At 72.2% G+C, this 14,663-nt stretch carries 11 protein-coding genes; 7 read left to right on the top strand and 4 right to left on the bottom strand.

All coding sequences use genetic code 11. The annotated features are described in order from the left end of the window. Window positions 1–25 precede the first annotated feature (25 nt). Both ACZ51I_RS12440 and ACZ51I_RS12445 read right to left on the bottom strand, forming a co-directional pair. On the bottom strand, window positions 26–2,251 hold the full coding sequence (locus tag ACZ51I_RS12440; RefSeq protein WP_468874501.1) for a S9 family peptidase: 2,226 nt from the start codon (window positions 2,249–2,251) through the stop codon (window positions 26–28). Further along, the gene (locus ACZ51I_RS12445) at window positions 2,224–4,008 is read right to left on the bottom strand and encodes an N-acetylglutaminylglutamine amidotransferase (protein ID WP_468874503.1); all 1,785 of its coding nucleotides are present in this window, start codon (window positions 4,006–4,008) and stop codon (window positions 2,224–2,226) included. The genes ACZ51I_RS12440 and ACZ51I_RS12445 overlap by 28 nt, the downstream gene beginning before the upstream one ends. A 262-nt stretch (window positions 4,009–4,270) precedes the next feature. Between ACZ51I_RS12445 and ACZ51I_RS12450 the strand changes: the two genes are divergently transcribed. The 7 genes from ACZ51I_RS12450 to ACZ51I_RS12480 all read left to right on the top strand — a co-directional run bounded on the left by ACZ51I_RS12450 (window position 4,271) and on the right by ACZ51I_RS12480 (window position 12,965). Then, window positions 4,271–5,737: an aminotransferase class I/II-fold pyridoxal phosphate-dependent enzyme gene (locus tag ACZ51I_RS12450; protein ID WP_468874505.1), complete on the top strand. Its 1,467-nt coding sequence runs from the start codon at window positions 4,271–4,273 to the stop codon at window positions 5,735–5,737. 232 nt (window positions 5,738–5,969) lie between these two features. Then, the gene (locus ACZ51I_RS12455; protein ID WP_468874508.1) at window positions 5,970–7,223 is read left to right on the top strand and encodes an esterase/lipase family protein; all 1,254 of its coding nucleotides are present in this window, start codon (window positions 5,970–5,972) and stop codon (window positions 7,221–7,223) included. Between the two features lie 21 nt (window positions 7,224–7,244). Then, window positions 7,245–8,270: an alpha/beta fold hydrolase gene (locus ACZ51I_RS12460; RefSeq protein ID WP_468874510.1), complete on the top strand. Its 1,026-nt coding sequence runs from the start codon at window positions 7,245–7,247 to the stop codon at window positions 8,268–8,270. Next, window positions 8,267–9,724, top strand: coding sequence for a carboxylesterase/lipase family protein (locus ACZ51I_RS12465; protein WP_468874512.1), 1,458 nt, complete (start codon window positions 8,267–8,269; stop codon window positions 9,722–9,724). The genes ACZ51I_RS12460 and ACZ51I_RS12465 overlap by 4 nt, the downstream gene beginning before the upstream one ends. 225 nt (window positions 9,725–9,949) lie before the next feature. Further along, the gene (locus tag ACZ51I_RS12470; RefSeq protein WP_468874515.1) at window positions 9,950–10,495 is read left to right on the top strand and encodes a hypothetical protein; all 546 of its coding nucleotides are present in this window, start codon (window positions 9,950–9,952) and stop codon (window positions 10,493–10,495) included. Window positions 10,496–10,746: 251 nt separating this feature from the next. Next, window positions 10,747–11,256, top strand: coding sequence for a hypothetical protein (locus ACZ51I_RS12475; protein ID WP_468874518.1), 510 nt, complete (start codon window positions 10,747–10,749; stop codon window positions 11,254–11,256). A 47-nt stretch (window positions 11,257–11,303) separates the two neighbouring features. Beyond that, window positions 11,304–12,965, top strand: a complete 1,662-nt coding sequence (locus ACZ51I_RS12480; RefSeq protein ID WP_468874520.1) for a long-chain fatty acid--CoA ligase — start codon at window positions 11,304–11,306, stop codon at window positions 12,963–12,965. A gap of 54 nt (window positions 12,966–13,019) precedes the next feature. On the opposite strand, the gene ACZ51I_RS12485 is transcribed toward ACZ51I_RS12480, so the two are convergent. After that, complete coding sequence (locus tag ACZ51I_RS12485) at window positions 13,020–13,472, bottom strand: hypothetical protein (protein ID WP_468874522.1); 453 nt, start codon at window positions 13,470–13,472, stop codon at window positions 13,020–13,022. Beyond that, complete coding sequence (locus ACZ51I_RS12490; protein WP_468874524.1) at window positions 13,469–14,587, bottom strand: flavin-containing monooxygenase; 1,119 nt, start codon at window positions 14,585–14,587, stop codon at window positions 13,469–13,471. The genes ACZ51I_RS12485 and ACZ51I_RS12490 overlap by 4 nt, the downstream gene beginning before the upstream one ends. Window positions 14,588–14,663: the final 76 nt, after the last annotated feature.

Raw genomic sequence — 14,663 nt, forward strand, 5'->3', positions numbered from 1 at the left:
GCGCGGGTGTCGCTCCGTCCTCCGTTCAGCCACTCAGGTGATGTTCCATCCAGTCGGCGGCGGAACGGCGGAACAGCCGCCGGTTGTCCGCCCGGCGGAACTCGTGGCCCTCGTCGCGGAGCATCAGCAGCTCCGCGGGGAGGTTCCGGTCCCGCGCGGCACGTACCACCTGCGCGGACTCGCCCGGCGGGACGTTCGTGTCGTGCTCGCCGTGGACCGCGAGCAGCGGGACGCGCAGCGCGTCGACGCGGCTCATCGGCGACAGCGCCCGCAGCAGCTCCCGGTCGTGCACCGGATGGCCGTACTTGTGCGCCGCGGACTCCGCGATCCACGGATCGGTCCCCTCGAAGAACGTCAGGAGGTCCGACATCCCGCACACCGCGACGCCCGTACGGAAGAGCTCCGGGTGCCATACGAGCGAGGCCAGCGTCAGGTAGCCGCCGTATGAGCGTCCCATCACCGCGAGCCGCGTCGGGTCGGCACGGCCGGTGAGCACCACGTGCGCCGCGCAGTCGGCGACGTCGTCGATCGCCGCGAACCGTCCCGTACCGAGGTCGGCGTCCACGAACGACCGTCCCCAGCCGGACGAGCCGCGGACGTCGGGCGCGAAGACGTCCAGCCCCCGGCCCAGCAGCTCGTGGTACAGCGGGTCGAACACCGGCCGCTCCTGCTCCTCGGGGCCCCCGTGCAGGTGGATCACGCACGGCGCGGGCCGTCCGGCGGCGTTCCCTGGCGCCCGGTAGTACCAGCCGCCCAGCCTCAGCCCGTCGCGGGCGACCGGCCGCAGCGGGACCGGCCGCACGGGCGGTCTGCCCGGCGGTACGGCGTCCTCGTCCCGCGTGGACCAGGGGGTGCGCGTCGCCGGCGCCGCCGCCGGCACCCACCACACGCCGGGGCGGCGTTGTGAGCCCGACAGCGACAGGACCATCCCGCGCGGCCCGGCACGCGTGATCCGGGTGACCACCTCGTGAGCCAGGGGCACGTCTCTGGGCGGCGTGGTCCCGGTGGTCGTCGGCCCGCCCGCCGGGAGGTCCACGGTCTGCAGCTCGCTCGCACCGCCGACGTTCCACGCGAGCGCGGCGGTGCGGCCATCCTCGGTGAAGGCGAGGAGCTCCAGGTCGCAACCCTCGCGCTCGGCGACCACCGACAGGCGGAGGAGCCCGCCGTCCTCGTCCAGGGCAGCAGCCAGCAGGGCGGCGAACTCCCGCTCGTGGTCGCTCCGCAGCCAGAGGGTGCCTCCGTCCGGCGAGAACCGGCCGATCCACGGGTCGCCGTCGGCGACCCGCAGGACCGCCCGGGGCGTCAGGTCGGCCGTACGGACCACCACCGCCTCCCGCCGCCCGCGCGGACCCCGCCGGACCAGCGCGAACCGCTGGTCCGGGCTGACGTCGCACACGCGCAGCGTCGCCGCCCCCGCCTCGGCGGCGACGAGCACCGGCGATCGGGCCCCGTCGGGATCGACCAGATACGCGCTGAGCCGGTCCCGCGCGCCGTCCGCCGGCTCCGCCGTGCCGTCTGCCGAATGCGCCGCGCCGTCCGTCAGCTCGGACTCGCCGTTCTGCCGCTCCCGTGTTCCGCCCGGCTTCCCCGGCGCGCCGCCCGGCCGCCCCGGCTCGCCCTCCGCTCCCGCCGTTCCTCCCGGTGGACCCGGCTCCGGCTTCAGCTCGCCCCGGTGCGGACCGCCCATGAGGGTGGCCGGGCCGTCGCGTTCCGCCCAGCCGGGGGGCAGGGCCAGGAATGCCGTCTCACCGTCCGCCGAGGCCGTCGCCTCCCCGGCAGCCCGGTCCGCCGACCACGGCGGCTGCGCCACCGTGACCGCCACGGCCGAGCCGTCGCGTGTCCACCGCCCCAGGTAGGCCGAGCTCTCGCTGTCCGCGCCCGCCAGGATCCGGCGGCCGGTGCCGTCCGGGCGTACGCACAGGACCCGGGTGTGCTCGCCGCCGCCGGGGGCCACCGTGTAGGCGATCCACCGTCCGTCGGGGGACCAGGCCACCTCCGTGACCGGGTGGGGTTCCGCGTCCAGCAGGTGGAGCTCGGAGCCGTTCACCGGCCCGGTCCAGAGCTGGGGGACGCCCGTCCGGTCGCAGATGAAGGCCACCTGCTCACCCGTCGGGTCCACGGACGGGTACCAGCAGCCGTGCGAGAGCAGCGGCTGCGGGGTGTCCCGCGGGCCCGCCGCGTCGGCGAGCGGCACCCTCACGGGTGCCGCCGACGCGGCTCCGGTCAGTTGATCCCGTGTGTCTGCAGCCATATCTCCAGCAACGCTACGTGCCACAGGGCGTTCGCCCCTCGCTTCGTCCGGTGGTGGTCGGGCGCGGACAGGAGCTCGGTGACGTACTCCTCCCGGAAGACGCCGCGCGAGCGTGCCTCGGGCGCGGACAGCGCCGTGCGCACCCTTTCGAGGACGGGCCCCGCCATGTGGCGGATCGCCGGCACGGGGAAGTACCCCTTGGGCCGGTCGACGACCTCCCGGGGCAGCACCGAGCGTGCCGCGTCCTTCAGGACGCCCTTGCCGCCGTGGGCCAGCTTCAGTTCCGGCGGGCAGGCGGCGGCCAGCTCGACCAGCTCGTGGTCGAGGAACGGCACCCGCGCCTCCAGTCCCCAGTCCATGGTCATGTTGTCCACGCGCTTCACCGGGTCGTCGACGAGCATGACGTGCGTGTCGAGCCGCAGCGCCGCGTCGAGCGCGGTCTCCGCCCCGGGCACGGCCATGTGCTCCCGTACGTACCGGCCGCTCTCGTCGTGGCCCGTGAGGAACTCCGGCCGGAGGATCCGGGCGAAGTCGGAGTGCGGCCGGTCGAAGTACACCTCGGCGTACCTCTCCGGCTCCCGCTCGCGCTCGACGGAGGCCAGGTCCGGGTACCAGCGGTAGCCGGCGAACACCTCGTCGGCGCCCTGGCCGCTCTGGACCACGCTCACCTCCTTGGAGACCAGCTCCGACAGGAGGTGGAAGGCGACCACGTCATGACTGATCATGGGCTCGCTCATGGCCTCGACCGCGCTGTCCAGGGCGGCCGACAGACGGTCCGAGGGCACGAGCAACTGGTGGTGCGCGGTGTCGTAGCGGTGGGCGATCAGGTCCGAGTACGCGAACTCGTCGCCCTCCTCGCCACCCTCGGCCTCGAAGCCCACACTGAACGTCGCCAGATCGCGCTGGCCCTGCTCGGCCAGGAGGGCCACGATCAGGGAGGAGTCGAGTCCGCCGGACAGCAGGACGCCGACCGGCACGTCGGCGACCATGCGGCGGCTCACCGCCGTCCGGAGCGCGTCCAGCACCGCGTCGCGCCAGTCGGCGGCGTCCATGCCCGCGTGGTCGGCGCGGCGGGTGTACGACGGCTGCCAGTAGCACCGGTCGCGGTAGGAGCCGTCGGGCTCCACCACGCGGACGGTGGCGGGCGGCAGCTTCCGCACCCCGTTGAGTACCGTGCGCGGCGGCGCCACCGTCGCGTGCCAGCTCAGGTACTGGTGCAGTGCGACGGGGTCCAGGGAGGTGTCGACGTCTCCGGCCGCGAGCAGGGCGGGCAGTGTGGAGGCGAACCGCAGCCGCCCCGGCCCGTGGGACAGGTACAGGGGCTTGATGCCGAGCCGGTCGCGGGCGAGGACCACGCGGCCGGTGTCGTTCTCGACGATGACGAACGCGAACATGCCCATGAACCGGTCGACACAGTCCGTGCCCCACTGCCGGTACGCCTTCAGGACCACCTCGGTGTCCGAGGTGGAGAAGAACCGGTGCCCCAAAGCCTGGAGCTCTCCGCGCAGCTGCTGGTAGTTGTACACGCACCCGTTGAACACGCCCGTGAGCCGGGCCTCGGTGTCGCTCATCGGCTGCGCGCCGCGCTCGGACAGGTCGATGATCTTCAACCGTCTGTGCCCCAGCGCCACCGGCCCCTGCGACCAGATGCCCCGGCCGTCGGGGCCGCGGGCGGCCATCCGGTCCGTCATCCGCTCCACGGCGGCCACGTCGGGACGCCGGCCGTCGAAGCGGATCTCACCACTCAGGCCGCACATGTCGCACCTGCCGACCGTGCCACGTCCGCCCCCGGCACATTCGGAATCTCGCAGTCCTCTTCGGCTCCGTATGAATCAGTCACGCCTACTCCTCGAACTCGGGGGAGAGGGCGCCCCGCGTCGTCCGGCTCGGCGGTGCACGGCGACCCGCTCCTCTCTCGCGGCTTCCCCGTTGATCGCCGGGCATGCGTCACCCACCGTCACCGCCCTCGGTCGGCGGCTCCAGCGGTTTTTGCCCCGATTCAGGGGGAACCCGGATGCCATGGACCACTCACAGGCACCCGTGCTCGACGCGCTGGCCGCGTACCACGCCGAGAAGCAGACCCCCTTCACGCCGCCCGGTCACAAGCAGGGGCGCGGCGCCGATCCCCGCGTGCGCGCCATCGTCGGTGACGGAGTGTTCCGGTCCGACGTGCTCGCCACCAGCGGCCTGGACGACCGCACCTCGTCCAGGGCCGTCCTCGCCAGGGCCCAGGAGCTGATGGCCGACGCCGTCGGCGCGGAGCACACCTTCTTCTCGACCTGCGGCAGTTCGCTCTCGGTCAAGGCCGCGATGCTGTCCGTGGCCGGGCCGCACGAGAAGCTGCTCGTGGGACGCGACGCCCACAAGTCGGTGGTGTCCGGGCTCGTTCTCGCCGGGATCGTGCCGGTCTGGGTGGACCCCCAGTGGGACGCCGAACGCCATCTCGCCCACCCGCCGTCGGCCGAATCCTTCCGCGCGGCCTTCGCCGAGCATCCCGACGCTCGGGGCGCCCTGGTCACGACCCCGACGCCGTACGGGACCTGCTCCGACCTGCCCGCCATCGCCGACGTGTGCCACGAACACGGCGTGCCGCTCATCGTCGACGAGGCGTGGGGTGCGCACCTGCCGTTCCACCCGGACCTCCCGACGTGGGCCATGGACGCCGGCGCGGACGTCTGCGTCACCTCCGTCCACAAGATGGGCTCCGGACTCGAGCAGAGTTCGGTCTTCCACCTCCAGGGCGATCTGATCGAGCCCGAGGTACTGAAGGGCCGCGAGGACCTGCTCGGGACCACCAGCCCCTCCGTGCTCGTCTACGCGGCGCTCGACGGCTGGCGCCGTCAGATGGTCCAGTACGGTCGCACCCTCTACGACGACGCGCTCGGCCTGGCCCGTACGGTACGGGCGCGGATCGCCGCGATCGACGGACTCCACGTCCACGGTCGCGAGGACTTCTGCGGGCCCGGTCGCGCGGCCGACCTCGACCCGCTTCAGGTCATCGTCGACGTCAGCGCGCTCGGCACCAGCGGCTACCGGATCGCCGACTGGATCCGCGAGCACCACCAGATCAACCTGCACCTGTCCGATCACCGCCGCACCAGTGCCCAGCTCACCCATGCGGACGACGCCCGCAGCGCGCAGGACCTGGTCACCGCGCTGGAGGACGTCGTCGGGCACGTGGACGAACTGCGGCCGGCGCGCCCGGTGGACGTCCCGGACCCGGAGGACCTTCGCCTGGAGCAGGCCATGCTGCCGCGCGACGCGTTCTTCGGGCGGGTCGAGCAGGTGCCGTGGGAGAAGGCCGCCGGCCGGGTGAGCGCCGAGATGCTGACCCCCTACCCGCCCGGCATCCCGGCCGCGCTTCCCGGCGAGAGGCTCAACTCCGAGGTTCTGGAGTACCTGCGCGGTGGCGTCGACGCCGGGATGGTCGTCCCGGACGCGGCCGACACCGAGGTCAAGTCCGTGCGGGTGACCGTCGAGGACTAGGGGGTGCCTTGTCGATCACGCCGCGAGCCCGGCCTGATCGACAAGACACCCCCTCACGTCCGGGCGCCCCCCTTTATGTGGCTCGACCACATGCCCCCTCGCCTGGCGGCCCGCCTAACGTGTGCGGACCCGGTGTCGGGACGGGCATCGGGTGGACGCGCCGTGGGCGCAGAGTGGGGGAGGTCGGGACGTGGCCGACAGACCGAGTGCGGGGCGCCGATGGCGCCGGCGCGTGGCGCGTGCCCTCGCCGTGGTGGGGGTCCTCGCGACGGCGCTGGTGGCGCGGCCCGCGGTCGCCGCCGCGCCGCCGCCGTACCTCACCCTGGAGGCGAGCTACGGCGCCGGGACCGTAACGAACGGCTGGGAGCGTGTCGAGCGTTATCTCGACACCACCAGCGGATTCCGCACCGAGGGGTACCTGGCGGACGGCCGCGGTGACCAGGACGGCAAGCGCGTCACGTACTTCGGCGGCGTCGCCCGGCCCTCCTCCGGCCGGTTCCTGCTCTACTCGGCCCCCGGCTGGAACACCGGCGGCCGCACCACCCCCGTCCTCCTCGTGCACGGCGCGAACGACACCGCGGACCGCGCCTGGGCCAACCCCGCCGAATCCGGCGGCTACGGCTGCGGCGCCGCCTCCTGCCCGTCCACCGGCCTCATGCAGTACCTCACCCAGCGCGGCCACCGCGTCTTCGCCGTCGGTTTCGCGCACAAGCAGGGCGACAACCTGATGCAGGCGCAGATCGTCGGCGACGCGATCGCCGTCATCAAGGCCAGGCTGGGCGTCGCCGCGGTGGACCTGGTCGGCTGGAGCAAGGGCCAGATGTCGACCCGCGCGTACGTGTCGTCCCTGAAGCCCGGCTGGGGGCGGGCGTACGCCGGTGACGTCCGCCGCCTGATCACCCTCGGCGGCCCGAACGGCGGCTACGACTACCCGTACGCCCACGGCTGGGCCCACGACTTCTCCATCTGGCCGGAGTGCGGAGGAAAGATCAACGCCCCCTCCCCGCACTCCCACATGACCTGCTACGGCCTGTACACCGCGCACCCCGAGTTTTCGATGACTCCCTCAGGCGGCCAGGACAACTACCCCGGCCAGCGCCAGATGCTGGCCCGCTGGGACGGGGTGTACGGAGTCGACGGCGCCGCCCAGGACTGGTACACGACCTACTACGGCGGTCAGGGCTTCTCCACCGCCGGCGCCGGCATCCAGGCCGCCATCGACGCCGGATCGCTCATCGGCCCGCTGCACAGCGCCGGAGTGCCCGCCTCCGTCACCACGTACCTGCTGGCCGGGGGGTCCGCCGACGTCCTCGGCATCGTCAACGAGAACCGCGGACCCAGCGACGGCGTCGTCTTCGTCTCCAGCGCGCTCGACACCACCGGCATCCCCACCGTCGGCGGCAAGGCCACCATCGCGAGCGCCAACCACCTCGAACTGGGCTGGCACAGCGCGGCCGCCGCCCAGCTCGCCACCTGGCTCTCCTGAAGAACCGTCACAAGGACCCCCATGACCACGCTCCGCACCCGCCATGTCCCCACCGGCAGACTGACCCAGCAGATCACCGAGGCCAGGACCGAGGGCGAGCCCGTCGTCTTCGTCCACGGCAACGTCTCGTCCTCCGTCTTCTGGCACACCGCCCTGACCACGCTGCCCGCCCCCTACCGTCCCCTCGCCGTCGACCTGCGCGGCTTCGGCGGCACCGACCCGCTGCCCGTCGACGCCACGCGCGGCCTGCGGGACTACGCCGACGACCTCGCCGCCCTGCTCGAAGCCCTCGACATCGACCAGGCCCACCTGGTCGGCTGGTCCATGGGCGGCGGCGTGGTCATGCAGTACCTCCGCGACCACCCGGCCGCGGTGCGCTCCCTGACCCTGGTCAACCCGGTCTCCCCGTACGGCTTCGGCGGCACCCACGGCGTGGACGGAACCCTCAACTCCGAGGACGGGGCCGGATCGGGCGGCGGCACGGCGAACGCGGAGTTCATCCGGCTGCTCGCCGAGGGCGACCGAGGCGAGGACTCCCCGCTCTCGCCGCGCTCCGTCCTGGCCGCCTGCTACGTCAAGCCGCCGCTCCGCCCCGAGCACGAGGACGCGTACGTCGAATCCATGCTCACCACCCGCCTCGGCGACGACCACTACCCGGGCGACAGCACACCGTCGACCGCCTGGCCCGGGATCGCGCCCGGCACGCGCGGTGTGCTGAACTGCCTCGCCCCGACCCACTTCCGCATCGACGACCTGCACCTCGTCGACCCCAGACCGCCGGTGCTGTGGGTGCGGGGCGAGGACGACGTCATCGTCTCGGACACCTCGGTGTTCGACCTGGCGCACCTGGGCGCCGTCGGCGCGGTGCCCGGCTGGGACGGCACACCGGCGCAGCCGATGGTGGCGCAGACGCGGCACGTCCTGGAGCGGTACGCGGCGGCCGGCGGCTCGGTCCGGGAGGTCGCCGTGGCCGGCGCCGGGCACGCGGTCCACCTCGAACGGCCCGAGGAGTTCGGCAAGGCGCTCCTGGAGGTGCTGTCGGCATGACCGTCCGCCGTACCCGGCAGGGGGAGGTCCGCGGCCGGACCTCCGCTTCCGGAGTGACCCGCTTCCTCGGCATCCCGTACGCCGCTCCGCCGTTCGGCGCCCGGCGGTTCCGGGAGCCCGCGCCGCCGGAGCCCTGGACGGGGGTACGTGACGCGACGGCCGCCGGGCCGACGGCGCCGCACGCCCCGTATGCCCCGCCCTTCGACACCCTCATCCCGGAGAACGCCGTCCCGGGGGAGGAGTGTCTGAACCTCAACGTCTGGACCCCGGCCCCGGAGCCCGGCGCAGGCCTGCCCGTGATGGTCTGGCTGCACGGAGGGGCGTTCACCAACGGCTCGGGCTCGGCGTCCGCGTACGACGGAGGCGCCTTCGCCCGGGACGGCGTCGTCTGCGTCACGCTCAACTACCGTCTGGGAGCGGACGGTTTTCTGCACCTTCCGGGGCGGCCCGACAACCGGGGCCTGCTCGACCAGATCGCCGCGCTCCGCTGGGTCCGGGACAACATCGCCTCCTTCGGCGGCGACCCGGACCGGGTGACCCTCTTCGGCGAGTCGGCGGGCGCGATGAGCATCGGCGCACTCCTCACCACCGAAGCGGCCCGTGGGCTGTTCCGCCGGGCGATCCTCCAGAGCGGGGCCTGCCACCACTTCCTGCGCCCGTCGTCGGCCGCGCTGATCACGGCCCGCCTGGCGGAGAAGCTGGGTACGGAGCCGACCCCGGAGGCCTTCGAGGCGGTACCCCTCACGGAACTCCTCCCGGCACAGGTGGAGTTGCGGGCCGAGGTGAGCGCCGACCCGGACCCAGCTCGGTGGGGCGAGGCCGCCCTCAACATGATGCCCTTCGAGCCCGTCCAGCAGAGCCTCGGGCTCCCCGGACCGGACTGCGGCGTCGACCTCCTGATCGGCACCAACCGTGAGGAGTACCGCCTCTTCCTGGTGCCGACGGAGCGACTCCACGTCTTCCCCGCAGCCTCGCTCCACGCCATGACGGCGGCCTACGGCCTCGACCCGGCCGAAGCCCTCCCCGTCTACCGGGCCGCCCGCCCGGACGCCACCCCGGGCGAACTCCTCGACGCGGTGGCGACCGACTGGTTCTACCGGATCCCCGCCATCCGCCTGGCGGAGTCCGTCCCGGGCTCGTACCTCTACGAGTTCGCCTGGCGCTCCCCGCGGTTCGACGGGACTCTCGGCGCCTGCCACGCACTGGAACTGCCCTTCGTCTTCGACCGCCTCCACGATCCGTCGTACGCCCCGCTGCTCGGCGCCGACCCGCCCCAAGCGCTCGCGGACGCCGTCCACGGGGCTTGGGTGTCCTTCGCGAAGACGGGCGACCCGGGCTGGAAGGCGTACGACCGGACCTACCGCACGACGATGACCTTCTCCACCGCACCCGCGCCCACCCCGCTCGACGATCCCCGTGCTCGGGAGCGGCTCCTCTGGGAGGGGGCGCGGTAGGAGGCGTCTTGTCGACCGGGCCCAGAAGGGGAGTCCACCCTTCCGATGCGGACCGGCGAGCCGTGCGTCCGGAGGCTCTGACGCACCACGGCCGGCCGCGCCGCCGGCTGCTGAAACCGGTGGCCTGAATACCTCGACGGAACAGCCTCCGATCATGGAAACTGTCGGCAATGGGCTTGAAACTGAGCCCAGTTCGACAGAGAACTGACACATGCGGGGGATGACATGGCAAGAATTGCTCACCGTTGGTCGGCGCGCATAGCGGGCACGATGGCCGGTGCGGCGCTGGTCGTCGGCGGTACGGCCGGCGTCTCGAACGCCGTCGTGACACCTCCTCCCGGGGCGAGCCCGTTCACCGCCGCCGGGAACTACGGGGTGGTCACGAGCACGCACCCGGACACCACCGGGTGCAACGGCTACAAGGTGGTCGGGTCGGGGACCGTCACCGGTAACCGGATCACGGGTGGGGGCACCTGGTCGCAGACGGAGGACGCGTGCACCGCGACCGTCCCCGGCAAGTGGGACATCAACGGCAAGGTGACGATCAAGGAGGCCGACGGTGACCAGCTCTTCTTCACCTACCACCTGAGCGCGCCGCTGACGTCGGACACCATGGTGTACCCGACCGGCACGTTCACGATCACCGGCGGCACCGGCAGTTTCGACGAGGCGGTCGGCAGCGGCAAGATGAACGCCACGGTCAACCTGCTGGACAAGGACCACGTCGCGTCCACCCTGGACGGATCCATGGGCTTCCGGTGGCAGATCTGATACAACGTCAGACATAGCCGGTTGACGGCTGTTTGACGTTCATCACCACGGAGCCGGCTTCGTCGTCATCGAAGCCGGCTTCTGCCTTCTGTTCACGACGCGCGTGTCGAATGGCTCGACGGGAGAGTCCTCGATCAGGGAAGCTGTCCTCAACAGCCCAGGACATGGGCGTAGTTGGGCAAGACCTGACAATCTCGGGGGAGAACATGGCAAGAGCTGCCCGTCACTGGTCTGCGCGCATAGCGGGCGTGGTGGCCGGATCGGTACTGATCGCCGTCGGAACGGCCGGCGTCACCGTCGCGGCCGAAACCGGCCCCTCGGCCGTCGCCGCCGAGGCGTACTACCCCACGATCGAGATCACCAGCAACTTCGCGGTCGTCGCGACCACGCATCCCGACACCGTGGGCTGCAACGGGTACAACGTGACCGGGACGGGGACGTCCACCGGCAGGCCGATCACCCCGTCCACCTGGTCGCAGAAGGAAGTGGTGTGCACCGCCACCATCCCCGGCAAGTACGACATCAGGGGGACGGCCACGATGACGGAGGCCGACGGTGACACGCTCAACATCAGTTACCAGCTCAGCGCACCGCTGACATCGGACACCATGGTCTACCCGTCCGGCACCTTCAAGGTCGTCGGCGGCACCGGCAACTACGCGTTCGTGGGCGGCAGCGGCAAGATGAACGCCCGGGTCAACCTCCTGGACCACGATCACGTCAGCAGCTCCCTGCTGGGAGACATCCTGTACCTGGGGTGATCCGTCCGTCCGGTTTCCGACCGAGCGCTTCCAAGGGGCCGCACACCATGAAGAGCACGATGCAGGACCGCGAACTGCTGGTCCGCGACATCCTCGCGCACGGGCAGCGCGTCTACGGAGACAGCCGGGTGGTGCGATGTTCCGACGGGACGACCGCACGATCCTTACAGTCCTTCGCCGACATCGCCCACCAGGCCGAGCAGCTCGCCGCAGCGCTCACCCGGCTGGGCGTCCAGCTCGGCGAGCGGGTCGCCACGCTGGCCTGGAACACCCCGGAACACCTCGTGGCGTACCTCGCCGTGCCCAGCATGGGCGCGGTGCTCCACACCCTCAACCTCCGGCTCCATCAAGACCAGTTGGGGTACATCGTCGAGCACGCCGAGGACGCCGTCGTGCTCGTCGACGCGACCCTCCTGGACATGCTGGTACCCCTGCGGGACCGGCTGGGCAGCGTCCGCCACGTCGTCGTCATCGGCGACGCGCCGGAGGTGGAGCTGCCCGGGCACATCGCCGTACACCGCTGGGACGACCTGCTCGCCGCCGAGCGGCCCGGCTTCGACTGGCCCGATCTGGACGAACGGGAGGCGGCGGCGCTCTGCTACACCACCGGCACCACCGGCAACCCCAAAGGCGTGGCATACAGCCACCGCTCGATCACCCTGCACACACTCGGCGTCTCGGCCGGCGCCGGCTTCGCCATGCACGACGGCGACCGCGTCCTGCCGATCGTGCCCATGTTCCACGCCAACGCCTGGGGCTGGCCGTACGCCGCCTGGCTGGCCGGCTCCGACCTCATCATGAACGGCCGGCAGCTGCACACCCCGGACCTGGTCCGGATCATCAACGAGGAGCGGCCCACCGCGGTCGCGGCGATCTGCACGATCTGGAACAGCCTGGTCCACCACGGCGAGCAGCACCCGCTGGACCTGAGCAGCGTACGGCTCGCGGGCTGTGGCGGCGCGACCCCGCCGCGAGCCCTGCTCCAGAAGCTCAAGGACCGCTACGGGGTCCGGCTGAAGCAGGGCTGGGGACTCACCGAGACCAGCCCCCTCGCCACCTTCGCCGTCCCGCCGCACGACACCCCGGACGAGGAGGAGGTCGACTGGCTGGCCAAGAGCGGCCGGGTGATGCCCTTCGTCGAGGTCCGGCTGATCGCGGAGGACGGCACCGAACAGCCCTGGGACGGCCGCGCGGTGGGCGAACTGGAGCTGCGCGGACCGTGGGTCACCGGCTCGTACTTCAACACGGAGGACTCCCCGGAGAAGTTCCACGACGGCTGGCTGCGCACCGGCGACCTCGGGGTGATCGAACCCGGCGGCTGGGTGGTCGTCAGCGACCGGCTCAAGGACGGCATCAAGAGCGGTGGCGAGTGGATCTCCACCATCGAGCTCGAGAACGCGATCATCGAACATCCCGCCGTCCTGGAAGCGGTCGTCGTCGGCGTCCCCGACCCGCGCTGGGAGGAACGCCCGCTCGCCTGCGTGTCCTTGGTGCCCGGCACCGAGGTCGACGGCGACGAGCTGCGGGAGTTCCTGTCGGGACGCGTGGCGCGCTGGTGGATTCCGGAGCGCTGGTCGTTCGTCGACGCGGTGCCCAAGACCAGCGTCGGCAAGTACGACAAGCGGGCGGTACGGGCGCTGCACGGGGACGGGGCGCTGGACGTCTGGACCCCGGGTGAGCCGACCGGGCAGGTGCCGACCGCGGAGTGAACGCGAGAGGCGGCGCCCCGGACGGATCGTCCGGGGCGCCGCCTCCCGTACGCCTCAGGCCGCCGTCGTGCGCGCGGCCTCCGCCAGTATCTCCCTCTGTTCGTCAGGGCCGAGGCCCAGCTCCCGCACCAGCCGGAGGGACAGCACGAGCCGGGCCTGCAGCGTCGGCTCCGGGTCGGGCCGTTCGCCGACGGCCGCCGTGGCCCCGTGCAGGCCCTCGGCGAACAGGCGCTCAAGGGCGGCCGGATCGAAGTCCTCCGCGCCGGCCTCGAGCGAGCCGAGGAACTCCGCGACGTACGCGCTGATCTCCTGCGGTGTCGCGCCCTGCGGGAAGCGACGACGGACCACGATCCCGAAGGCGGCGCCCACCGCCTGCCCGTACCGGGGGTCGGTGGAGTCGAGAGCCGCGGACTTCTGCGCGAACCCGATGAAGTCGAACGCCAACAGCGCTCCGAGCACGTCGAGTTCGACGGACTGAGAGGGTGAGGGTGACGTGGCGGTGGTCATGACGGCTCGCCTTCTGCCGTAAGGGAAGTGGTCGTGGTGCTCCGAGCGGCGGCGGTGATCGCCGCCGCGGCGCGTTCGGCGTCGCGGCCGACGAAGCCGATCAGCGCCGAGCCGCGGGTGCGCATCCGGTAGAGCCCCAGGTAGTGGCTGCCGGGCAGCACCCCCGTGCCCTCGGTGTGCCGGGGCTGTCCGTCCTCGTCGAGCATCTCCGGGTCGAGCCAGCTCCAGTCGGTGCGGAAGCCGGTCGCCCAGATCACCGTGGACGGCTTGACGCGCTCGCCGTCCGCGGCCACCAGCTCGGCGCCGTCGGCGGCGGTGATCCGCCCCACCGTCCGCATCTCGCCCGCCGCGACCAGCTCGGGCACCCGGTCGCCGACGATCGGGTCCGGCGCCTGCATGTTCACCGGAAGGCTCATCACGCCGATGACGCTCATCCACCAGAACATGTCCCGCCCGACGACGGTCTGTGGCAGCGGCGGCGACATCTTGTCGCTGCAGCTCAGCACCACACTGTGGGTGGCGGCCAGCTCCGCGGCGATCTGCCGGCCGGAGTTGCCGTCGCCGACGACCACCACCGTGCCCGGCGGCACCTGGGCGGGGCCGCGGTACTCGCTGGTGTGCAGGGTGGGCACGTCCGGGCTCAGCCCGGCGGCGAAGTCCGGAAGCCGGGGGGTGCCGAACGGACCGGTCGCGATCACGACCTGGTCGGCCCGGCAGTCGCCGTGCGCGGTGGTCAGCAGATAGCCGTCGCCGTCCCGGCGCAGCGACAGGACGCGGTGGTCGGTGAGGACGGGCAGCTCGAACCGTTCGGCGTACTCCCGCAGATACGCCACCACCTCCTCCTTGCCGGGGTAGTGCGCGCCGTCCCCGGGGAAGGGCAGCCCCGGCAGCCCGGAGAACTGGGCGGACGTGAACAGCTTCAGCGACTCCCAGCGCCGCTGCCAGGTCTCGCCGACCTCGCTGCCCGCGTCGAGCAGCACACACCGGATCCCGGCCTGCCGCAGGTAGTACGCGGCGGCGAGTCCGGACTGGCCCGCCCCGATGACGGCGACCGGCACGGTCGCCGGCAACGTGCTCGCCGGCCGCCTCGTCGGGTCGGCCTGATCTCTTCCCATACCGAATGTCCTCACTTCTTGGACCGGAAGCCCGCGGAACCGCGGGACCGGTCCGGGGTGAATCGACCGGACCGGG

This window comes from Streptomyces sp. NPDC034084 (genome assembly GCF_055575535.1).

Bases quoted from the DNA above. Each gene is read 5' to 3' on its own strand.
- ACZ51I_RS12440 (WP_468874501.1), bottom strand. From the start codon at position 2,251: ATGGCTGCAGACACACGGGATCAACTGACCGGAGCCGCGTCGGCGGCA.
- ACZ51I_RS12445 (WP_468874503.1), bottom strand. From the start codon at position 4,008: ATGTGCGGCCTGAGTGGTGAGATCCGCTTCGACGGCCGGCGTCCCGAC.
- ACZ51I_RS12450 (WP_468874505.1), top strand. From the start codon at position 4,271: ATGGACCACTCACAGGCACCCGTGCTCGACGCGCTGGCCGCGTACCAC.
- ACZ51I_RS12460 (WP_468874510.1), top strand. From the start codon at position 7,245: ATGACCACGCTCCGCACCCGCCATGTCCCCACCGGCAGACTGACCCAG.
- ACZ51I_RS12465 (WP_468874512.1), top strand. From the start codon at position 8,267: ATGACCGTCCGCCGTACCCGGCAGGGGGAGGTCCGCGGCCGGACCTCC.
- ACZ51I_RS12470 (WP_468874515.1), top strand. From the start codon at position 9,950: ATGGCAAGAATTGCTCACCGTTGGTCGGCGCGCATAGCGGGCACGATG.
- ACZ51I_RS12480 (WP_468874520.1), top strand. From the start codon at position 11,304: ATGAAGAGCACGATGCAGGACCGCGAACTGCTGGTCCGCGACATCCTC.
- ACZ51I_RS12485 (WP_468874522.1), bottom strand. From the start codon at position 13,472: ATGACCACCGCCACGTCACCCTCACCCTCTCAGTCCGTCGAACTCGAC.
- ACZ51I_RS12490 (WP_468874524.1), bottom strand. From the start codon at position 14,587: ATGGGAAGAGATCAGGCCGACCCGACGAGGCGGCCGGCGAGCACGTTG.